At 68.8% G+C, this 21072-nt stretch carries 22 protein-coding genes; 12 read left to right on the top strand and 10 right to left on the bottom strand.

Features of this window, described 5'->3' with window-relative positions; all coding sequences use genetic code 11:
• Together D7X55_RS43355 and D7X55_RS15350 are read left to right on the top strand one after the other, a co-directional pair.
• Positions 1-524: hypothetical protein (locus D7X55_RS43355; protein WP_158626373.1), on the top strand; the 524-nt coding region annotated here is incomplete at its 5' end.
• 87 nt (positions 525-611) lie between these two features.
• The gene (locus D7X55_RS15350; RefSeq protein WP_147470116.1) at positions 612-1496 is read left to right on the top strand and encodes a hypothetical protein; all 885 of its coding nucleotides are present in this window, start codon (positions 612-614) and stop codon (positions 1494-1496) included.
• Between the two features lie 79 nt (positions 1497-1575).
• Here D7X55_RS15350 and D7X55_RS15345 read toward each other — a convergent pair whose 3' ends face one another.
• A complete protein-coding gene (locus D7X55_RS15345; protein WP_147442677.1) occupies positions 1576-3543 on the bottom strand; it encodes a phosphoesterase in 1968 nt (655 codons plus the stop codon).
• A 227-nt stretch (positions 3544-3770) separates the two neighbouring features.
• Between D7X55_RS15345 and D7X55_RS15340 the strand changes: the two genes are divergently transcribed.
• From D7X55_RS15340 to D7X55_RS15315, 6 genes are all read left to right on the top strand, one after another.
• On the top strand, positions 3771-4244 hold the full coding sequence (locus D7X55_RS15340; protein ID WP_120547439.1) for a MarR family winged helix-turn-helix transcriptional regulator: 474 nt from the start codon (positions 3771-3773) through the stop codon (positions 4242-4244).
• Entirely contained in the window at positions 4234-4923 is a 690-nt protein-coding gene (locus D7X55_RS15335) for a hypothetical protein (RefSeq protein ID WP_120547438.1), read from the top strand. The genes D7X55_RS15340 and D7X55_RS15335 overlap by 11 nt, the downstream gene beginning before the upstream one ends.
• A gap of 190 nt (positions 4924-5113) precedes the next feature.
• A complete protein-coding gene (locus D7X55_RS15330; RefSeq protein WP_121723422.1) occupies positions 5114-5605 on the top strand; it encodes a hypothetical protein in 492 nt (163 codons plus the stop codon).
• 30 nt (positions 5606-5635) lie between these two features.
• On the top strand, positions 5636-8341 hold the full coding sequence (locus tag D7X55_RS15325; RefSeq protein WP_158616176.1) for a serine/threonine-protein kinase: 2706 nt from the start codon (positions 5636-5638) through the stop codon (positions 8339-8341).
• A gap of 108 nt (positions 8342-8449) precedes the next feature.
• Positions 8450-8812, top strand: a complete 363-nt coding sequence (locus tag D7X55_RS15320) for a DUF3060 domain-containing protein (RefSeq protein WP_120547435.1) — start codon at positions 8450-8452, stop codon at positions 8810-8812.
• A 118-nt stretch (positions 8813-8930) separates the two neighbouring features.
• Positions 8931-9665 (top strand): glycoside hydrolase family 16 protein, encoded by a 735-nt coding sequence (locus D7X55_RS15315; RefSeq protein WP_121723421.1) that lies wholly within the window; start codon positions 8931-8933, stop codon positions 9663-9665.
• A gap of 3 nt (positions 9666-9668) precedes the next feature.
• Here D7X55_RS15315 and D7X55_RS15310 read toward each other — a convergent pair whose 3' ends face one another.
• From D7X55_RS15310 to D7X55_RS45345, 6 genes are all read right to left on the bottom strand, one after another.
• On the bottom strand, positions 9669-11075 hold the full coding sequence (locus D7X55_RS15310) for a hypothetical protein (protein ID WP_121723420.1): 1407 nt from the start codon (positions 11073-11075) through the stop codon (positions 9669-9671).
• A gap of 6 nt (positions 11076-11081) precedes the next feature.
• The gene (locus tag D7X55_RS15305; protein ID WP_121723419.1) at positions 11082-11876 is read right to left on the bottom strand and encodes a hypothetical protein; all 795 of its coding nucleotides are present in this window, start codon (positions 11874-11876) and stop codon (positions 11082-11084) included.
• A gap of 61 nt (positions 11877-11937) precedes the next feature.
• Positions 11938-12861: a Hint domain-containing protein gene (locus D7X55_RS15300; protein WP_233609860.1), complete on the bottom strand. Its 924-nt coding sequence runs from the start codon at positions 12859-12861 to the stop codon at positions 11938-11940.
• A 216-nt stretch (positions 12862-13077) separates the two neighbouring features.
• Positions 13078-13332 (bottom strand): hypothetical protein, encoded by a 255-nt coding sequence (locus D7X55_RS15295; protein WP_120547431.1) that lies wholly within the window; start codon positions 13330-13332, stop codon positions 13078-13080.
• Between the two features lie 35 nt (positions 13333-13367).
• Entirely contained in the window at positions 13368-14111 is a 744-nt protein-coding gene (locus D7X55_RS15290; protein WP_120547430.1) for a hypothetical protein, read from the bottom strand.
• A 321-nt stretch (positions 14112-14432) separates the two neighbouring features.
• The gene (locus D7X55_RS45345) at positions 14433-14756 is read right to left on the bottom strand and encodes a DUF885 family protein (RefSeq protein ID WP_255425013.1); all 324 of its coding nucleotides are present in this window, start codon (positions 14754-14756) and stop codon (positions 14433-14435) included.
• On the opposite strand from D7X55_RS45345, the gene D7X55_RS15280 reads away from it, so the two are divergent.
• Positions 14745-16472 (top strand): GMC oxidoreductase, encoded by a 1728-nt coding sequence (locus D7X55_RS15280; protein ID WP_121723418.1) that lies wholly within the window; start codon positions 14745-14747, stop codon positions 16470-16472. The two genes, D7X55_RS45345 and D7X55_RS15280, sit on opposite strands and share 12 nt — an antisense overlap.
• A gap of 10 nt (positions 16473-16482) precedes the next feature.
• Here D7X55_RS15280 and D7X55_RS15275 read toward each other — a convergent pair whose 3' ends face one another.
• A complete protein-coding gene (locus D7X55_RS15275; protein ID WP_120547428.1) occupies positions 16483-17679 on the bottom strand; it encodes an FAD-dependent monooxygenase in 1197 nt (398 codons plus the stop codon).
• Positions 17680-17828: 149 nt separating this feature from the next.
• On the opposite strand from D7X55_RS15275, the gene D7X55_RS15270 reads away from it, so the two are divergent.
• On the top strand, positions 17829-18347 hold the full coding sequence (locus D7X55_RS15270) for a hypothetical protein (protein WP_120547427.1): 519 nt from the start codon (positions 17829-17831) through the stop codon (positions 18345-18347).
• Positions 18348-18358: 11 nt separating this feature from the next.
• On the opposite strand, the gene D7X55_RS15265 is transcribed toward D7X55_RS15270, so the two are convergent.
• Positions 18359-19267, bottom strand: coding sequence for a LysR family transcriptional regulator (locus tag D7X55_RS15265; RefSeq protein ID WP_120547426.1), 909 nt, complete (start codon positions 19265-19267; stop codon positions 18359-18361).
• A 95-nt stretch (positions 19268-19362) separates the two neighbouring features.
• Here D7X55_RS15265 and D7X55_RS15260 point away from each other — a divergent pair, with 95 nt between their 5' ends.
• The gene (locus D7X55_RS15260; protein ID WP_121723417.1) at positions 19363-20241 is read left to right on the top strand and encodes an aldo/keto reductase family oxidoreductase; all 879 of its coding nucleotides are present in this window, start codon (positions 19363-19365) and stop codon (positions 20239-20241) included.
• A gap of 93 nt (positions 20242-20334) precedes the next feature.
• Here the strand turns inward: D7X55_RS15260 and D7X55_RS15255 are convergent, their stop codons facing one another.
• Entirely contained in the window at positions 20335-20706 is a 372-nt protein-coding gene (locus tag D7X55_RS15255; protein ID WP_120547424.1) for a type II toxin-antitoxin system PemK/MazF family toxin, read from the bottom strand.
• A gap of 101 nt (positions 20707-20807) precedes the next feature.
• Between D7X55_RS15255 and D7X55_RS15250 the strand changes: the two genes are divergently transcribed.
• The coding region (locus D7X55_RS15250) for a hypothetical protein (RefSeq protein WP_147470115.1) at positions 20808-21072 on the top strand (265 nt) is incomplete at its 3' end.

Genomic DNA, 21072 nt, shown 5'->3' with positions numbered 1-21072 from the left:
CCCCCATCCCCGACGTCACGAGCAGCGGCACGGCCGGCGACGAGGTGCAGGCCGCGCGCTACTGGGGCAGCACCAACACCGGCAATGACGGCGTGACGACCAACGACGCGGGCGAGACGGTGTACGCGCTGGGGGAGGAGAACTCGCTCTACACCGGCTTCAAGAACGTGAGGAACGCGGTGACGGCCGCGGGCGGGACCTGCGAGGACGTGGCCGCGAACTCGGCGAGCATCAAGACGGCCATCGAGTCCGGCATGTCGGTGGTCATCTCCGGGAACTTCGTCGAGCCGTCCGCTCAGGACCCGGAGGGCGCCCCGGTGCTCAAGGGCGACACCTGGGAGCAAGGCGGCGGCGCCGAGGAGCATCTGGTCGCGGTGGTGGGCATGACGCCGGAGGGCAACTTCATCGTCTGCGATCCAGCGTCCGCGTGCCGCACGCCCATCGAGGTCACGGCCGAGGAGCTGGACGCCTTCATGCGCGGCAACGCGGGCGCCATCGGCATCGCGGGCCCGGCGACCGAATAGGGAGGGCTTCCGGCAATCCCTCATGGCCATGGAAGCGCCCGGAACGCCATGATGGATGCCTTGAAGCGCGAACCCGAGGAGTCCTGAGTGCGAAGCCGCTCATTCCGCATCCCCCTTCTCGTTCCGGCGTTGGTGGTGCTGGGCGGCTGTGAGCGCCAGGAGCAGCCGCCTCCCGCGCGGGTCCCCGCCGCGGCTCCGGTCAAGGAGAGCGCGCCCGCGAAGGTCACGCCCTCGCCTAGCAGCACCGGGGCGGAGCTGCGCGAGCGGCTGCGATGCGAGGCGCTCCTCGGCTTCAGCGGGCTGCTGGCGGGGCAGCAGGAGTACTTCGGGGAGAAGGACCGCTGGACGGCGGACGTCACACGGCTCCCCGTCCCGGCGGCGTGCACGGATGGCAGCCGCGTGCCCACGCCGGATGCCACGTGGCTCGCGGGTTGCCACTTCCGTTACGCGGTCTCGGTGACCGGCTCGCCGCCGGACAACACCTCCTTCCACGTGCGCGCGGTGGGCGTGGGCGGGCTCGCCGAAGGGCTCACGTATGAGATGGCGCATGGGTTCGTGGACGGGAAGCCCGTGCGCGTGTGGCCCTCGGAGCTCGTCCTCGAGGACTGCCATGGCGTGCGCAGGCCGGAGGGGACGCCGCTGCCAGCCCCGCTGTGTGAGGGGGCCAGCAACCTGAAGGGGTTCTTCACGTCCCAGAAAGCGTACTTCGGGGAGAAGGACCGCTACTCGGAGAGCCCCGCCCAGCTGGGCTTCCTTCCGGAGCCCTGCCTCGACGGGACCCGCGCGCCGGTCCCGGATGACACGTGGATCGCGGGCTGCCGTTTCATCTATCGCGCCGAGGTCTCGGGCATCGCGCCGGTGCAGGCCTTCCTTCTCACCGCGCGCGGCATGAAGGGCCCGGTGGTGGAACAGCAGCTGACGCTGGACTCCCAGTACACCTGGAGCCCAGCGGATCCAGGCTGCGCGCCGTGACGCGCTGGCGCGCGTACAAGTCCGACGGCCGTTCACTGGTCGTCGGCGGAGCGGAGAAGAAACTGCGCGTCGTGCCCGTCTAGGGCTGCACGGTCACGCGCACCGTGAGCGGTACGCCCCCGAGCCCCTGCCCGTTGGGCTCGCTGTAGGGGGTCGCCGTCACCACGTGAGTGCCGACGGTCGCCGTGATGGGGAGCACGTAGGGCGCCTGGTTGTCGACGTACACGGTGCCGTCGATCTCGAAGCGCACGCTGCCCACCTGGGACTCATAAGTCGTGGCCCTCAGGGCCACCTGCGCCGTGCCCAGGTCGCTCAAATCCAACACCGCGCCGTTTTCCACCTGCGCCAGGTCGTTGCCGGAGCTCGGGTTCACCAGGGTGAAACGGTCCACCGTGCTCACGAAGTTGGGCAGCACGGGCGTGTCCCGGTCGATGGTGAGCGTGTTGCCTCCAAAGGTGCGCACCTGGAAGCCATCGAAGGGCTCGTTGTAGTAGCGCGCCAGGTCCTGCAACGTGCGCAGCGCCAGGAGTTCGCCCAGGCGCGAGCCGTGGTCATGGTCGCTGCGGTAGTGCACTCCCGCGAAGAGCCGCGCCACGCCGACGTTGCTGACCAGCTTGTCCAGTTCGTCGAAGGCGTAGAGCGTGGGGCCGGTATAGGGCACCAACGCCGTGCCATCCGCGTTGGGGACGACCGGGTTCGGGATGGGGAGGTCCTTGTAGAAGGCCTTGATCATCGTCACCCCCGCGCCGATGTACGTGGAGTGGCCGGACGCATAGGCGGGATGGACCGGGCTTCCCTCCGGGAAGGCCTGGTTCAAGAGGTACGTGCCGCCCGCGCCTCCGTTGAGCGCGTTGTTGCGGGCCAGGACCAGCGGCAGCACCGGTGACGCCAGCAGTTCCGGGGGAACGGGGTACGTGCGTGCGCCCGTCACGGTGTTGTGCACGCGGCCCGCGTACTCCTCCGGACGCAGGCGCCGGTGGATGAGCCACTTCTGGAACCACTGCGCGCGCAGCGCCGGATTCACGATGCGGCTCACCACGTCCAGCCCGTCACCGTTTCCCAGCGTCGCGAAGGGCTCCTGGTTGCGGTAGTTCCGGTAGGGATTCAGCTCATCAAAGACAAGCGGCGAGGACTTCGGGTCCGCGTCCACGTCGCCCAGCCGGGTGAGCAGCAGCGCGGCGTTGAGACTGGACTGCACCGGATAGTCCAGGTGAACCCACTCCGCCAGGTCGCGGCCGTTCCGGAGATACCGGCGGACCGGGTCGTAGACAGGAGGCTGGGTGGGGAGCGCGCCGTTCTGGATGCTCAGCCACGTGTCGAAGCGGAAGACCCGGTCATCGCCGGGCACCCGCGTCAGATTGCGCTGGGGAATCACCTGCGCGCCGTAAGGCACGTCCAGCAGCAGGAACTGCGAGATGAAGGGCCCCTTCGCGCTCCCCGGCAGGTCGGCCCGGAACAACGACGCGCCGGTCACGACGCCGCCCTCCTTCGCACCACGGTACTCGCGGAGTTGATTGAGGCGCTGGATGGCCTGGGTCAGGACCGCGGGCGGACTGGAGGTGTAGTCCTGGAACGGCACGTCCCGGACGAGTGACATCCAGTACAGCTCGTCCAGCTCACCGGAGACCTCGGCGCTGGTGAACAGCGGCGCGGGCCGCAGGGCGAGTGCGTGCGGATCCGGCCCCACGGGCAGATAGGAGAAGCCCGCCAGGGGATTCACGAGCTTGCGCTCGCCCAGGAAGAGCGTTTCGAGGCCGGCGGCCGGGTCTCCTCCAATCAGCGAGGCGAGCAGCTTGTCGTACTCGGTCGTGACGACGTCGCCGAATGCGTCGTGCTGCAAGCCCTTGCTGTAGCTGGCGAAGCGCGAGGGATAGCGCTCCTCGTCGTTGTTGTCCGGGTTCTCGGGCAGGGGCGCGGCGAACTCCGCGTCCGCGGCACCGACGCGGAGGGCTCGGGCGATTTCGGCACGCAGGCCGTTCGCGATCTGGGCATGGGCGCTCGTTCCAAGCAGGACGAGGCAGGGGATCAAGGGACGAAAGCGTCGCATCCGGGGGTTCCTCCGCCGGCAGGGGGGCCGGCCGAAGGGAGATGCGTCCATGGGCCTGAACGCGCAGGTCAGGGCCTGGAAGTGAGCACCGCCATGTGTCGGGAAATGGGCCTGTCCCATACGGGAGTGCTGGCCAGCGTGCAGTGACCCTGTCCCCCAGGGCATGCGCCCGAACGGGGTCAGTGGAGCATTTGACAGGAACCTGTCATAATGACAGGTTCCTGTCCATGCCATCTCTCACACGGAAGGCGGAGACCTTCAGCGCCCTGGTGCTGGAGGTGTTCCAGCTGAATGGGCTGCTGCTCCAGGCCGGAGACCGGCTGAGCGCTCCGGCGGGACTGACGAGCGCCCGCTGGCAGGTGCTGGGTGTCATCGACCATGGCCCCGCGACGGTGGCGGCGGTCGCGCGCACGATGGGACTGGCGCGGCAGAGCGTGCAGCAGACCGCGGACGCGCTCGCGAAGGAGGGGTTCGTGGAGTACGTCGACAACCCGCATCATCAGCGGGCGAAGTGCGTCTCGCTCACCGCCGCCGGGCGCCGTGCCTTGCGCAAGGTCGAACAGGCGCATGCGGCCTGGGCGGACCGACTGGGCGCCAGCATCGCCCCGGCGCTCCTGGCAGCGGCGGTCGAGGGCGTCCGTGAAGCGCGCCTGCGGCTGGAGAAGGACCTGGGCGTGGAGGCGCGCCCCCATGAAGGGTGACGCCAGCATTCCCCTGCTCCCCTGCGTGGAGCTCGCGCCGACGCTCGAGTTCTACGGCCTGCTGGGCTTCGAGGTGACGTACCAGCAGCGGGCGCCCAACCCCTATGCGGCGACGCGGCGGGGTGGCGCCCAGCTCCACTTCTTCGGCCTGAAGGGGTTGGATCCGCTGAAGGCCTTCAGCACCTGCCTGATCATCGTGGACGAGGTGGAGGAACTGCACGCGCGATTCCTGGCCGCGCTGCGACAGGCCTATGGCCGGACTCCCGTCCGGGGCCTCCCACGCATGACGCGCATGCGAAAGGGGCAGACCCGCTTCACCGTCGTCGACCCCTCCGGCAACTCCGTCATGTTCATCCGGCGGGACGAGCCCTCGGGCTACGGCGACGACGCGGACGCTCCGACCACCCTCCTCGGCAAGGCACTCAAGACGGCCCGGCGCCTGCGCGACTTCAAGGGCGATGACGCCGCCGCCGCGAAGGTCCTGGACGCCGCGCTGAAGAAGGACGGCGCCGGGACGACGCTGGAGCGGGCCCGGGCACTCGCGGCCAGAGCCGAGCTGGCCAGGGCCCTGGGGGACACGTCTGGCGCCCTGGAGCGGGACCGGAACCTCAGCGCCCTACCCCTCTCGGCGGCAGAGCGCGAAGCACTCCGGTTGGAGCTGGAGGCCATCCAGCCGTAGGTCATCAGACCCGCACCTTTCCTCATGGCACTCAGTTTTGTGAGCAATTGAGAATGGCCTCCTCATTGGAAAAAGGGCGCTGACTTTCGCTGCAAGGGTTTCCCTGGCCGGTGTCAGAGCGTTGAAGGGCCACGTTTCCGGGCCCTCGTCCACGCCGCCCGAGGAGGCCCGCATGTGCGTCTGCCCTTGGATGTCCCTTTGCACACTCGCCAACGATGTCTCTGTCATCAAGGCCTCGGGCAACAGGTACGCGACGGATCTGATCACGAACACCCTTGTCCGTCTCGCCGCTGGGGGAGCCTCGCTCACCCTCTTCATCGAGAAGAGCGACACGGGCACGCGGGTCTCCATTGGCACCCAGCCGGAGGAGTCCGAGGAGGCGCCGGTGATGCTCGCCCGGACGTCAGCGCTCGAAAAGCCAGACGGTCTGGAATGGATTGAAGCCCGGCGTCTGGTGGTCGTGGAGAGCACGCCGGGCCAGGCCTCCACGGTGACGCTCAGCGGGAACGCGGGAGCCCAGGAGGGACCCGACAATGGATTCGAGGAACTGGTCGCCGCCGCGCTCTCCGAGGACTTCGCGTGGGTGCTGGAGGTGAAGCCTGACTTGGATTCCGGTGCGCAGGGGACCCGTTCCCTGCTCCTCCGCGCGTACCGGGTGACGGTCCCGCCACTTCTGCCTTGAATGCAAACATGGCTAGAATTGCTCCCCGCCATGTCTGCTTGTCCTTCCGAGGAAACGATTCTCGCCTTCGTTGAGGACCGCCTGCCTCCCGAGCAGCGGGCCCTGGCCGAGGCCCACTTCTCACGCTGTGACACCTGTGGGGCGCTGCTCGCCTCCGTCACGGCGACATGGCACGCGGAGGGACGGCTGGTGGAAGAAGCGGCGCCTCCGCCCCGCCTGTTCGCTCCAGGGGAGCAGGTGGGGCCCTACACCGTCGTCAGCCATGCCGGCAGTGGCTCGATGGGCGACGTGTACCGGGCGCGCGATGGGCGGCTCGGACGGGACGTGGCGCTGAAGGTTCTCCCGGCGCGGTTCGCCCAGGACCCCGAGCGGCTGGCCCGCTTCCGCCAGGAGGCCCGCGCAGCGGGGGCGCTGTCCCATCCGCATCTGCTGACCTTGTTCGACGTGGGAGACCAGGAAGGCACGCCCTACCTCGTCACCGAGTGGCTGGAGGGCACCACCCTGCGGACGCGGTTGATGCGCGGGCCGCTGCCCCTGGCGGAGGTCCTGCGGCTGGGCATCCAGCTGGCACAGGGGCTCGCGGCCGCGCATGCCCGCGGCGTCATCCACCGCGACCTCAAGCCGGCGAACATCTTCCTGTGCACGGAGGGCGGTGCCCGCATCCTCGACTTCGGACTCGCGCGGCTCACCGAGCGCGGCGAGGACGCGGCGGTGACCCGGAGCGGCGCGGTGATGGGCACCGCGGGCTACATGGCCCCCGAGCAGATCCGCGGGCAGAGCGTGGATCCTCGCGCGGATGTGTTCTCGCTGGGCACGGTGCTCCATGAGGCCGTGAGCGGTCAGGTCCCCTTCGGGGGTGACAACCCGGTGGAGCGCATGAGCGCCGCGCTCCGCGATGAGCCTCCCGTGCTGCCAGGTGAACTGGGAGCGGTCCTCGCCCGCTGTCTGGCGAAGGCACCCGGTGACCGGTTCCAATCCGCGCAGGACCTGGCCTTCGCCCTGGAGTCCATCGCGTCCCGCTCCGGAAGTCAGGGGCCCCCGGCCGTGCATCCGCGCGCCCTCCCGCGCCCGGCGCTGTTCACGCTCCTGGCGGTCGCGCTGCTGTGCGTGGCGGGTGGGCTCCTGGCGTTCGGGCGTCCGTGGAAGGTCCCGGCGTCGGGCCCGACGTACCGGCCGGCCACCTTCCAGCGCGGCCCCGTGCTGAGCGCGCGGTTCTCCGCGGATGGACACACGTTTCTCTATGGCGCGGCGTGGGAGGGAGGCCCCGTAGGGCTCTACAGCGCGCGCACGGAGCGTCCGCTGTCGCAGCCCCTGGGACTGAACGCGAATGTGCTCGCCGCGTCGTCCCGGGGAGAGCTGGCGGTATTGCTCGCCCCCCGGTTCTTCGACCCGGAGCATCCCACGGCCACGCTCGGGCTGATGCCGCTGGCGGGAGGGGCGCCGCGAGCCCTGCTCGACGGTGTGCTGGAGGCGGACTGGGGGCGCGGCGAGGGACCGCTGGCGGTGGTGCGCCGGGTGGGCGAAACCTTCCGGCTGGAGCGGCCGCCCGGCACCGTGCGCTTCGAGTCGCAGGGGTGGATCAGCCACGCGCGGGTGTCCCCCGATGGCGCGCGAATCGCGTTCCTCTTCCATGAGCACCCGAAGGACGACCGGGGCGGGGTCTGGGTGCTGGAAAAGGACGGGCCGCCCCGGGAGCTCTCCGGAGACTGGGCGTGCATCCGGGGACTGGCGTGGGCTCCGGATGGGAGCGAGGTGTGGTTCACCGCCGCCCGCACCGGTGCGGACACCGCGCTGTTCGCGGTCGACCTGCGAGGCGCGACGCGACTCGTGGATCGGGGCCCCGGGCGGATGCTGCTCCACGACATCTCGAAGGACGGCACCGTCCTGGTGGATCACCAGGTGATCCGGGCGGGGCTCGTGTTCGGCCGAGCGGGGGAGGAGCGGGATCTCACGATGACGGACGCCTCGATCCTGTCGGACCTGTCCCACGATGGCGGGATGCTGCTCATCTCCGAGGAGAACCAGATCGAAGGCCCCACCTATGGCGCGTACCTGCGCACCACCCATGGCGCACCTCCGGTCCGGCTGGGAGACGGGCATCCTCTAGCGCTGTCCCCGGATGGCAAGCAGGCGCTGGTCGTGCGTTATGGGGAGCGGATGGAGTTCTTCCTGCTGCCCACCGGCGTGGGGGAGCCGCGCCGCGTGTCATTGGCTCCGGTGGCCACGGTGCTTTCGGCGCGCTGGTTTCCGGATGGAAAGCGGTTGCTGCTGCGCGCGAGCCAGGAGGGGCGTCCCGCCCGCTTGTGGGTGTTCGAGCCGGGCGCCGGAGCCCCCCGGCCAGTCACGGCGGAGGGCACCGGCTTCCACACGGCCATTTCCCCCGATGGAGCCTGGCTCGCGGCGGTGGATGAATCGGGAAGCCTCCGCCTGTTCTCCGCGACGGGGGACGCGCAGCGCGTGGTCCCGGGCACGTTCCCGAGACAGTGGGTGGTGGGTTGGGACGCGAGCGGCGCGGCCCTCTACCTGCGCAGTGTCTCGCTTCCCGTCCAGATCTACCGGGTCGACGTGAAGACAGGCGAAAGCGTGCCACACCTGACGGTCCCCGCGCGCGGCCCCCCGCCGGGGCTCATCTCGGTCATGACCCTGGCGCTCTCCGCGGACGGGAGCGCCTACGCGTACAGCTACTTCGAGACGCTCTCCCGGCTCTATCTGGTGGACGGCCTCGGGAAGGACTGAGCCATTCCCCTGGAGCCACCTGAATCCCGAGATTGAATCTTCCGCCGTCCGTCACGTAGATGGGGCCGTGCGGCATCAGGCGCGCACCACTCCCAAGGGGGACAACGGATGAACAGGAAGCTCGGTACGGCGGTGTTCATGATGGCGGCATGTGCCTTCGGCCCGATGACGGCCGTCGCGCAGGAGGACTCGGCCAACATCGACATCACCGGCACTGGCGAGACCGCGACCCACGCGTGCACTCCGGGCAGCACCGTGGAGATCACCGGCGCGGACAACACCGTGACGCTGACCGGCGAGTGCAAGAGCATCACCGTGAACGGCTCCGACAACAACGTGAAGGCGGAGGCCACGGGTGCCATCTCCGTGACGGGCAACTCCAACTCCGTCACCTGGAAGCGCGGTCTCGGCAAGTCGAAGCCGAAGATCAGCCGCACCGGCACGGACAACAAGGTCACCCAGCTGAAGTAATCGCCTGGGCCCGGGGGCCCCGAACCGCCCAGGCAGCCAGGGGCTCTCCGGGAGCGCTGTGGGGCTGCCGCAACGGTGGCACAATCCCATCTCAAGCTTCTCGAAATGGGGGTTGTCCATGCGCAGCGCACAAATCCTGGGAATCGCGTTCGTGTCCAGCATTGCCTTTGCTCCGCTCGCGGAAGCAAAGAGCGTGTCCTTCTCCGGCTATCAATGGGAGGTCCGCGGCGGTCAGGGTGGCCCGGGGCCCAACACCTGGGATGACCGCAACGCCTGGGTGGATGCGAATGGCTACCTCCACCTGAAGATTGCCTGGCGCAACGGACGCTGGACGGCGGCGGAGGTCTACATGCCGCAGCAGCGGCTGGGCTTTGGCACCTACCAGTTCAAGGTGATTGGCCGGCCGGACCTCTTCGACGACAACGTGGTCCTGGGCCTGTTCAACTACACGCGTCCCGACGTGGGCCCGGACGCCACGAACGAAATCGACATCGAGTTCGCGAAGTGGGGCGGCAGCCAGCCGCAGATGGGCAACTGGGCCGTGTACCCCGCCGTGACGGGCATCCCCTACTCCCATCAGGCCTACCCCATCAGCCTCGGGGGGACCTACTCCACCCACCGCTTCCAGTGGTCGTCGAGCCAGGTCTTCTTCCAGGCGCTGCATGGCCACCAGGATGGCAACGTCAACCAGATGGCCAGCTGGCTCTTCAATCCGCCGGACTCCGTCCAGCGCGTTCCCCAGAACCCCCTGCCCGTCCACATGAACTTCTGGCTCTTCCAGGGACGTGCGCCCAAGAACGGGCAGGAGGCGGAGGTCGTCATCGCGGAGTTCAAGTTCACCCCCGCGCCTTGAGCCTCAAGGGGCCACGTACTCCCGGGGGCGGTAGTTGAGCCGGACCGCCTCCACCTGCCCGTACAGGAGCGGGTCCTGGTACATGCACGAGCGTCCCGGCAGGTCGTCGCACAGGGCGGGCAGCATCCTGCGCATGACCAGGGGAATCAGGGCGTCCGACATCGGGATGCCGTTGAAGTGCGTGTACCGGGCGTTGATGAACCGGGAGAGCGCCAGCGGTGCGACCCACGACGTCGTGGCCCGGGTGATGGGCTGGATGTCCACCCCGAAGCCATCCACCTGCAAGAGCGGCGTCCGGTTGTAGTCGAAGGGCCGGTACGGCAACACACCCGTGTTCACGTAGATGTCGACGTTGGCCCGCTCGGGCCAACCGGCAATCTGCGAATACGGTCCGCGGCCGTCGGCCCCCAGGCCGGAATTGAGCGACGTGAAGTACCCCACCAGCAACCGGTTGGGGAAGTCCGCCGACGGGAAGTCGAAGGGGTTGTCCTGCGCGCTGGATGCGCTGAGCGCGGCCTGGGCCGCGAAGACGCCGGGCGTGTGGAAGAGCACGTCGTAGATGGGGCGGTAGGCATTGAGCTTGCCGCGCAGCACGTTGTCGTCCGGACGCGGCCCGGAGCAGAACGTTGTCCACTCCTGACGCACGGCCTCCAGTGTCATGCCCGCGCTCAGGTTGACGAAGCGCACGCCCTGCGCCGACATCAGGCCACTCAGCTGCGACGCGACGGTCGAGGCCTTCGCCCACAGGCGGTCCTGGGAGGCCTGCGACCCGGAGGCGTCACAGAAGTCCTCCAGCGCGAAGTTGTGGAAGCTCAAGGTGTCCAGCAGCACCAGGGGCTGGTGGGGATTGGCCTCCACCAGCAACGACAGGACATAGCTGCCATGTCCGGCGTTGTTTCCGGCATCGTAGAAGCCATAGGTCGACGCCAGCGGCTCCCTCAGCGCGCGCAGCTGTTCCGCGGGATGGAAGTCCGGGGTCGCGAACGTGCTCAGGCCCTGGAAGAGCGTGACGGGGGCCCGCCAGGAGAAGGGCACGGCCCCGACCTGGCCCTGGCCGTTCACCCGGAAGTAGCCCTTGATGCGGTTCTTGTAGCGGATGGCTCGCGGCGGCAGCGTCGGGAAGTCATCGATGACGAGGATGGCTTCGCCCGTGTTCTGGCTCATCGCGAACTGGCTGGGGTTGTAGGCGAAGTCCCCCCAGTTGCAGACAGAGACGTCTGGCTGCTCGCGGAAGCACCGGTCCGCCAGGACGGCCTGGCGGACGGCTTCAATCTGATCCGCCAGGACGGGGTCCATCTGCTGGCTGAGGGGCGGATCCTCGGGGGGAATCACCGGAGAGGCAGGGTCCCCGCCGCAAGCGCACAGCGAACCCAGGAGCACGGCCTGCAACGACCATCGAAGCGGATGCATGAAACCTCAGGGACGCATGAGGGTGGCGGTCATTTCGGAGGCGCGCTCCCGGCCAAATTCGGCCTTCAAGCGCATGAAGACGACCTCATCGTAGATACGTCTGACTTCTTCTGGCTGGTCGCCAGCGAGCCCCACCGCCCGCAGGGACTGGGGATTCCCAGACGAGAAGGCCTCCAGCCCCTTCACGTCGATGTAGGCGTGCACAAGGTCGTGTAGGTCCGTGGAGCGGCCCTCCGACAGCTTCCCGTCCCGCGCCAGGGAGCCGGTGAGCTCCCGGGCCACGGCTTCCGCGGAGCGGGTCAGGTACCGGTCGTCCCCCCTGCGCGCGGCCGCGGTCACCACGGTGACGGCCAGGTAGCGGGACTCCGCCTGGAGCTCGCCAAAGGCCTCCTGGGCGAAGGAGGGCTCCGCCAGGGTCTTCTCGGCGATCTCCGCGCCATGGGGTGAGGCCAGGATGCTCTCCACGAGCTTCTTCCGGGTCACGCCCTGGTTGTAGAGCCCCTGCACCGCCATCATGTCCTGATAGGCGTTGAGCACGGCCACGACCTCTTCGCGAGGAAACCCACCCACCTGCTGGGGAACCTCCGGCTGAGGCATCTGCTTCTTGCGCTCCTGCGCCAGCGCGGTGGCCCTCGCCTCCATGGTCTCCAGGGTGGCGGGCACGATGACCCGGGCCTTCGGCGCGGCGGGCGCCGGTGCCTGGGTTTCGCCGGCAGGCCACAGGGCCACGAGCAGGCTCGCGCCAAAGGCCACCGCGGCCGTCACCACCAGTCCTGAACGCCAACGGTTACCACGACGCATGAAGGCTCCCGGGAGGAAGGCCCGCTTCCGGCGCTTCGCCGGAAGCGGGAAGAGGCAACGGCTAGCGACGCACGGCGATGGAGCCCAGCTCGCGCGCGAGCTGGTTCTGCCAGGCCAGGTCGCCCACGAGGACGCCCTCGGCGGCGACGAAGTGGCCGGCCTTGTCGTCGGCGTTCACCTCGAAGTTGTACACGTCGAGCATGGTGGGCTCGCGGGAGATGCTCGTGACGCGGACGGTGGCGCCATCCAGGGCCACGAACTCGGCACCGGCGCCGAGCGTCTTGGCCTCCACCACGCGGCCGTCGGCCAGGAGCATGCCGTGGTTCTGGGTCACCTTCAGCGCGCGGCCGTTGTCCAGCGCGAAGACGAAGAGGTCGGCCCGCTCGGCGCCGGCCGTCTTCGCCTTGATGGACTGGCTGATGAAGCCCGGCGCGCTCAGCGTGGTGTTCTCATCCAGCGCCACCAGCTTCGTGCTCTGGCTGATGTTCTTCGCGGACACCCACTCGGCGAAGCCATCGCGGCCCTCGACGAGGACCTGGGTGTTCGCCTCGAAGCAGCCGCACTTACAGACCGCGGCGATCTTGTTGTAGCGGTCCACCGCCGGGTAGTAGCCGTTGGCGGTGCCCCAGTTGTAGGCCGCCGCGGTGATGAGCTGGTTGTTCAGCGCGTACGTCAGCTCCGTGATGCACTCCGACTGCGTGATGCCGCCCGCGCAGCGGGTCTGGTTGTTGGCGGCGTAGTACTGGTACGTCGCCAGGTTCATGCCCGGACCGGTGTCACCGGAGGGAGGCGGCGGGTCCCCCGGGTCACCCGGGTCATTCGGGCACTGCGCGACGCCCGTCAACGGCTCAATGGGGCAGTAGATGATCTCCTGGGACTGACTGCCGACCGAGTCCTTCTCCTGGGCCGCGGCGGGCTCGCCACAACCCGTACCCAGCAGCGCGACTCCCAGACACATCGACACGAAAAGACCACTTCGATTCATGAAGTGCTCCATCAACAGCCAACAGCGTTGGGGTGCAAGACACTCACATCCATCACGACAAGCAATGACGAGGGCCGGAAACGATGGAGCAGCTGCCTTTGGCGGGCGCTCGACACCGTGTTCAACGAGACCCCTTCGCGGAGAGCCAGGGCGGCTCAATCCAGCGCACGACAGCGCCGCCCCGGCGGTGACACCGGGGCGGCGTGGACTGCTGCTTCAGTAGGGCAGGGCCTCACCCCGCGCCCGGATGGACGCCACGAGGTCCTGGCGCGCGGTGCCGTACAGCCCCGCGTCCAGCACGCCCGCGCCGGTGTCCAGCAACCACAGCTCCATCGCACCCGTGCCACCCGTGGCGGCGGTGGGGGCCGCTCCCGCCACGGAGGCGGCACCCAGGCTCACGGGGACGACGGCGGCGACGGCGGTCAGGCCCATCGCCTTGAGGAAGTGACGGCGGTTCGAGTCTCCCGACATGACACGCTCCTTCGCTTGAAAAGTGGTGGAAAGCCTCAGGACACGACGAGGCCGAAGCCGTTGTAGTAGCCGCAGAAGATGGTGTAGCCGCCGCGGTTGCACGTCTCCGGGTTGGTGATGAGCAACCCCGAGTTGTCGTAGTTACGCGCCGCCGTGCCGCCCGGCTTGTGGCACCAGTGGTTGTTCAGGCACAGCCGGTACCAGTGGTAGTCGTAGCCCGGCCAGATGACCAGACACACGTTGTAGTTCGCGTCGGACCGACACGCCGTCAGCCACCCGTCGCGCACCGCCGCCGAGCCCACCGCCGAGCAGTCGATGCTCGTGTACATCGACCCCGCCGCCCGTCCCGGCTGGGCGAAGGTGTTGGTGCGGTAGTTGCTCGCGAAGTTGTAGCAGTTGTTGTACGGCTGGTAGCTCGCACCGTTCCAGAACGAGAAGTCGGTGTCGGAGGTCTGGGCATTCGGGTAGCAGATGGTCACGAGGCCCTGCACGTTGCGCGAGTCGATGATGGTGGCTTCCGCCTGGGCCAGCACCGGTCCCGGATCCTTGAGGTCCAGGCGCGCGCTCTCCGCCGTGTGCAGCAGGAAGCGGGAGCTCTCCGCCGCCTCCGGCTGGAACGCGCCACCCAGGCGCACCATGGACGGCAACCCCAGACGCTTCCAGTCATCCGCCATGCCGGTGTCCTCGGCACGCACGATGAAGCCACGGTAGCCCAGGCCGCCCGTGTCCGAATCCATCGGCAACAGCTGCGATGGATCCGCACGGATGCGCTCGGTCAACTGACGCGCTTCGCGCTCCGAAAGAGTCCACCGCGGATTGGGACGCCCCGAGAAGATATCCAGCTCGACAGTCACCATTGTGACACCTCATGTGCGGGGCTTGAGCAGTTTCCTCGAACGCCCCGGGAAAGGCGGAGGTGAAGCCCTATCTGGATACAACCAGACTTCACCCCCGGTCAATGGTCTGTCTTAATTTTCTGTTCTTTACCACTTGACGCGAAAAGCCAACCTTGAGTGCTGATTGAAAGCCCTAGTGGATTCCCCGCATCCGAGGGGCATTTCGCCAATGGCATATGCGGGCAATCCCTTAGGGCCTCCGCGTCAATGATTGGCGTCATCGTCCAGCATCATCTGCTCCGTGTACAGGCCCCAGCCCTCGCTGAAGGAGCCGGAGCCCAGCAGCCGGCGCACCTTGGACTGGATGCGATTGGTCCACAGGAACCGCACGTAGTGGCCCGGGTAGGCCTCGTGGATGGAGACGATGGGCAGCGCGTCCCGGGAAGACGCCCACGCTTCCTGATGCGACGCAGGTCCTCGGCTCGCGGTGGTCCCCTGCCCCGCACCGTTCGCGGCACGGCTTCTGCAACTCCAAAGGCAAGCACCCCAAAGCCCCCGCTTGCGTGACGAGGTCCCATGGCCGCCAATTACAAGAAGTTCTTCGCTGGCTCCCGCAACATCCCGAAGGGCATCTCCCTGGGCTATCCCGTCCCCGGCCCGCAGGAGGCCAGCGCGGATCAGATCGCCGGACAGGCGTTCTTCGCCTCCCCGAATGACTGGGCGGACATCCAGGCGTCGGCGTATGACTTCATCGTGATTGGCACCGGGCCCACCGGTGTCGCCTTCATCGAACAGACGCTGAAGCACAACCCGAGCGCGCGCATCCTGGTGCTGGAGCGGGGCGGCTTCTGGCTGCCCACGCACTACCAGATGCTGCCGCTCGCGTTCCAGGCCGCGACCGGCTCACCGCCCACCACCTACCCGTGGACGCGCACGTCGCGGATGGCCACCACGGAGCAGGAGTTCTTCCAGGCGGGCTACATCCCGGTGCTGGGAGGCCGCTCCACCTACTGGAGCGCCTGGTGCCCGGCGCCGGGCCCCGACCTGATGCGCGACTGGCCGCAGGAGCTGATCGACGTCACGCTCCAGCCGGGCTTCTGGGACCGCGCCCGGGCGTTCCTGCACGTCACCACGATGGACCGGGTCCACGACGGCGTCTACGGCAGCCTCCAGCATCAAATCGACGTGAACCTCCGGGAGAACTTCCGGCGCTTCGTGCCCTCGGCGCAGAACGCGTTCCCCGCGCCCATCGCCGTGGGCCATACGCCCTGGAAGGGCGTCAAGTTCTACAAGTACTCCACCGTGGGCACGCTGCTGGACCTGCAGCAATCCCAGAAGGCGCTGGCGGCGCGGGGCAAGGGACAGCCGCTCACCATCGTGGACCACTGCGTCGTCGACCGGCTGGTGCATGACGGCCAGGGGACCGTCACCGCGCTGGAGACGAGCCGCGGCCCGCTGGCGGTGAGCTCCGCGAAGGTCGTGCTGGCCATGGGGACCATCCCGCCCGCGACCCTCCTGATGAACTCCTTCAAGGAGGCCCTGCCGAACATCGGCAAGCGTTACACGGGGCATTTCATGTCCCACATCACGGCGCGCGTGAAGCGGTCCGCGTTCAAGGACCTGTCCGCGCTGGAGATTGGCGCCACCTACCTGGACGGCAAGGCCCCCAATGGCTTGCAGTACCACGTGCAGACCAGCGCCTTCGCCTCCGCGAACCCGGAGTCCGACGAGAGCACCATCGCCCACGAGGCCCCGGACGCGGCGGCCGTCGCGTCGATGGCGCAGCTCAAGGGCTCCGAGGATTACGTCGTGTTCGTCTGCGCGACCCTGGGCGAGGTCAGTGAGCAGAACCCGGACAACTGGATCCGCATGAACGGCGGCACGGACCCGGCCACCAACATCACCCTCCAGCTCCAGCCCGGAGAGCAGGACCACCACCTGTGGGACGTGCTGGATGAGGCGACGTATCAGGCCATCGACGTCATGGCGGGGCGCGCGGGGTGCTCGGGGGCGGCCCCGGAGGTCGAGTACTGGGTGGACGACGCGAGCGGCGACGGCGGCCAATGGCAGACGGAGCGGCCGGGCCGCGAGAACATCCGCCTGAACATCATCGTGCACGAGGCCTCGCCGCTGTGGATGGGCAGGGATCCGGCGACGTCGGTGGTGGGGCTCGACTACCGGCCGCACGGCGTCCACAACGTCTACGTGACGGGCGGAGCCCTCTTCCCCACGTCGGGCTCGTGGAACCCCACGCTGACCATGTGCGGCCTGGCGCAGGACCTGGCCGACCGGCTCCGCGGCTGAGCGGAGGCGTTCAAGCGAGCGGTGTGAGGTAGCGCGGCTCGGGGGCGGGCCCGGCCGCGCCCTGCATCTTCTTGCCGGCGATGGCCATCACCGCGCCCAGGATGCTGAACATCACGTGCAGCACTCCGAGCGGCTTGAGCACCATCTGCCCTGCTCGCGTCTGGCCCGCCTGCACCCGGTCGACCTCGGGCTGGCGTTCGTCCTGGATGCGCTGGAAGACCGCTGCGTCCAGCGGCCGGTCCTCCCGGAGGGCATCCAGCAGGTGGTTGGCGGCCACGAACGTGTCTTTGATTGCCAGGTTCAAGCCCTGCCCGCCCGACGGAGACATGGTGTGCGCCGCGTCTCCCAGGAAGAGCACGCCCGGGGCATGCCAGCGCGTCACCCGGTCCACGAGGATGCGCAGCACCTGCCACTCCGTGTGCTCGTCGAGCTTGCGCTCCACGTGGGGCCGGAGCGCGTCCGGCACGGTGGGCAGCAGCCTCTGGCGCAGCTCCGGGAGGTCCTTGCGCAGCCGGTTGAGGTCGCCCGGCTCGCTGAAGGCGACGTGCAGCCGGTGCCGCGTGGAGGGTTGGTAGACAACCACCCGCCCCTTGCCGAACATGTGCACCTGGAGTGACGTGGGCAGCGTCTCCGGTACGTCGGAGAGGTCGAAGCGCAGCCAGAGCGCATCGGCCGTCGTGTCGAACTGCTCGGTCTCCAGGCCGCAGGACTTGCGCAGGTGGCTGTTGCGCCCGTTGCACACGATGAAGAGGTCTCCGTCGACGCGCTCCTCCGCGCCGTCGCGGCGGGTCTTCAGCGCGACGACACGCCCCTCTTCCCGCACGGCGTCGAGTACCGTGGTGCCGAAGTCCATGCGGTAGTGGGGATGACGCAGGCACTGCTCGTGGAGCAGCGCGAGCATCCCGGGCTGGGACACCACGGCCCCCTGTTCGCGGGGACCGGGGACGCGGACCGTACGGCGCTTGCCCACGTACATGACCCGCTCGATGTCCGGCAGGGCCTGCCCTCGCTCCAGCAGCGCGGCGAAGAGCCCTGCCCGCTTCAGCGCTTCGACGACCGGCGCTTGCAGGAGCTCTCCCCGGAACTCTCGTTCGAAGTCCGGATGGCGCTCCAGGACGCGCACCGGAATGCCATTCGTGACGAGCTGATATGCGAGGACCATTCCGGCGGGACCACCGCCCACGATGACGACACGAGGAGGCTTCATGGCGGCCCTTCTACCCGACTCCCTCGTCCGCTGACGCTGTCCTGGAAGCCCATGCGGCGGTGTGTGGTATTGAGCTGGCTGTGCGTCCCGCCTATCCCTCCCGCTTCGAGCGGATCCCCGCCGCGGCCCGTACCTGGATGTCTCGGGCGATGCTGCTGCTGGCCTGCGCCAGTGTGATGGCCACGTCGCGAAACCGGTCCGACAAGGTGGCGTCTCCGGTCCACGCCGGCGCGCCCATCCGCCTGACGGCGGACGCCCCCAAGGTCACGCGCACGATGGTCGTCCGGGTCAGCGCGAAGGAGAAGCCAGCGAAGCCGGTGGCGGGGGAGCTGCGCATCCAGGCCCAGGCGAAGTGGACGCCGAACGACCCGGCCGCGACGGCGCAGCCCAGGCTGGTGATCACCCACTTCGACACTGCGTCCAACCTGGGGAGCCAGTCCGGTGTCCTGGAGCCCGGCGTCAGCGTGCCGGTGAAGAGCGTGGGGAGCCTGGGTTCCGACTGCTCCATGAACAGCGGCTGCGAATGGACGGTGCAGGTCGCCTTCGAGGTGCCTGCCAACACCGTCCCCGGAACGGCCGACGTGGAGTGGACCGCTCAGGCCTCCGCGTACGTGCTCGGCGACTCCAACGTGCCCAAGGGCTTCACCGTGAGCCTGTCCGAGCCCTGAGCGCGCCGGACTCAGCGCGCCTCCTCCGGGGCCTTGATGAAGTCGATGAACGCCCGCAGCGGCGCCGGCACCAGGCGCCGCCCCGGGTAGTAGAGGAAGGGCCCTGGAAATGGCTGCCACCAGGGCTCGAGCACGGGTACCAGGGCGCCGGCCTCCAGGTGAGGACGCAGCCAGTCCTCGAAGAGGTGCACGATGCCGGTGCCCGCGAGCGCGGCGTCCACGGCGAGGTCCGTGGCTCCTCCCGCGCGCACGATGAGCGGCCCCGTGGGCTCCACGGTCACCACCTCGCCGTCGCGCTCGAACTCCCAGAGCGTCATCGCGCCGCTCGCGAAGCGCCCCCGCAGGCAGGCATGCCGCAGCAGGTCCCGGGGGTGTTCCGGCCGTCCATGCCGCTCCAGGTACGCGGGAGCCGCCGCCGTGGCGTTGCGCTGGACGCGCGGCCCGATGGGCACGGCGATCATGTCCTGCTCCAGCCGCTCGTCGTAGCGGATGCCCGCGTCGCAGCCGGCCGCGAGGATGTCCACGAAGCTGTCCTCGGTGATGACCTCCAGGTGGATGTCTGGATAGGCCGCGAGGAACGGCGGGACGATGCGCGGCAGCACCAACCGTGACGCGCTGATGGGCACGTTGAGGCGCAGCACCCCGGCGGGCCGGTTGCGGTAGCCGTTCACCACGTCGAGCGCGGCTTCCATCTCCGTCAACGCGGGCGTCAGGCGCTCCAGCAGTCCTTCGCCGGCCTCCGTCGGGACCACGCTGCGCGTCGTGCGGTTGAGCAGGCGGACACCCAGCCGCTCCTCCAGCCGGCGGACGGCGTCGCTCAGCGACGACGCGCTGCTCCCGCTCAGGCGCGCGCCCTCGCGGAAGCTGCGGGCCCTGGCCACCACCACGAAGGCGTTCAAGTCACCCAGGTCGACCTTCACTGTTCGCCGCTCCGCACAACCTGTACGGGTCGTGCCCCGTTATCCCGAAAGCCCGCGTTCGCTATGCATGCTGCATCCCAAAAAGGAGATGCACCATGCCCGGTATCGATTCCTCCAGCACCTTCCCCCTCGGGGGCCGCCCCGTGAAGCGCCTGGGTTATGGGGCGATGCAGCTCGCGGGACCCGGTGTCTTCGGTCCGCCCAAGGACCCGGACGCGGCCCGGGCCGTCCTGCGCGAGGCCGTGGCCCAGGGCGTGGACCACATCGACACCAGTGACTTCTACGGCCCGCACGTCACCAACCAGCTCATCCGCGAAGCGCTCTCGCCCTACCCCGCCGGCCTCGTCATCGTCACCAAGATTGGCGCCCGGCGCGGCAATGACGGCTCCTGGCTCCCGGCCTACTCGAAGGAAGAGCTGACCCAGGCCGTGCACGACAACCTGCGCAACCTGGGGCTGGACGTGCTGGACGTGGTCAACCTGCGAATCATGTTCGACACGCACGGCCCCGCGGAGGGCTCCATCGAAGCGCCCCTCACCGTCCTGGCCGAGTTGCAGCGCCAGGGCCTGGTGCGCCACATCGGACTGAGCAACGTCACCGCCACGCAGGTCGCGGAGGGACGCCGCATCGCGGACATCGTCTGCGTGCAGAACCACTACAACCTGGCGCACAGGCAGGACGACGCGCTCATCGACTCGCTCGCCCGCGACGGCATCGCGTACGTGCCCTTCTTCCCGCTGGGAGGCTTCAGCCCGCTGCAGTCCTCCACGCTGTCCGCCGTCGCGGCCCGGCTGAAGGCGACGCCCATGCAGACGGCGCTCGCGTGGCTGCTGCGCCGCTCGCCCAACGTGCTCCTCATCCCTGGCACGTCGTCCGTCGCGCACCTGAAGGAGAACCTGGCCGCGGGCGCGCTCCAGCTGCCGGACGACGCGCTCAAGGAGCTGGACTCCGTGGCCAGCGCCCGCCCCGCCTGAGTCCAGGAAGCGTCGCGCAGCCGCGCCAGCAGCTCCGCGACGACGGGCCGCACGGGGGCCTGGGGCAATCCCGTTTTGCCGCCGTGAGACGGCTCAGTCCCTGAAGAAGGACGCCTGCTGGAAGCGCAGGCCCGCGAGGACCTGTTCGACCCGTGTCTCGGAGAGCGCCCCGATGCGCTCTCCGAGCCGCGCCTTCTCCACCGAGGACACCTGGGACACGACCACCACGCTCCGCTTCGCCAGCTGGCCCTCGCCTTCGTCGAGCAGCACGTTGCCGGGCTCGCCCGCCTTCTTCAGGTTGGAAGTGAGGGCGCAGACGACGACGGTGTGGATGCGGGAGCGGTTGAAGACGTCGTCCTGGATGACGAGGTAGGGGTGGGCAATGGGGGGCACCGAGCCCCGCGCCTCGTCCGGCTCACACCAGTACAGGTCTCCCCGGAGAATCGTCCTCGGACCTGTGCTCATGGGACGGGTTGTGCCACGCCGTGTCGAACCGGGGCAATCCTTCCCAGCGCCGTGCGTTGGTTGTAGGCAGGGCATGCAACCACGCTGAGAGGTCGAACCGCATGAAGGCCGTGTTCCGGGATGGCGAAGGACACCTGCGCAACGGGTGGAAGGGCCTGGGCTTCGTCGTGACCTCCGCCATCATGGCGGGCATCCTGATGTGGGTCTGGACGCTGCTGCCAGACGCCGTGAAGCCGTTCCTGCCGCACTCCTTCTTCGGCTTCCTGGGCGTGCTGCTGGTCAGCCTCGACTTCCTGTACCTTGAAAAGCAGCCCCTGACGTCGCTCGGCATGTCGTTGGACCGGCGCGCGGGGCGCGACCTGGGCC

The sequence above is a fragment of the Corallococcus sp. AB049A genome (genome assembly GCF_003668885.1).
GTDB lineage: Bacteria > Myxococcota > Myxococcia > Myxococcales > Myxococcaceae > Corallococcus > Corallococcus interemptor.
The sequence above is the reverse complement of the archived record's forward strand: the minus strand, read 5'-3'. Positions and strand labels throughout refer to the sequence as shown.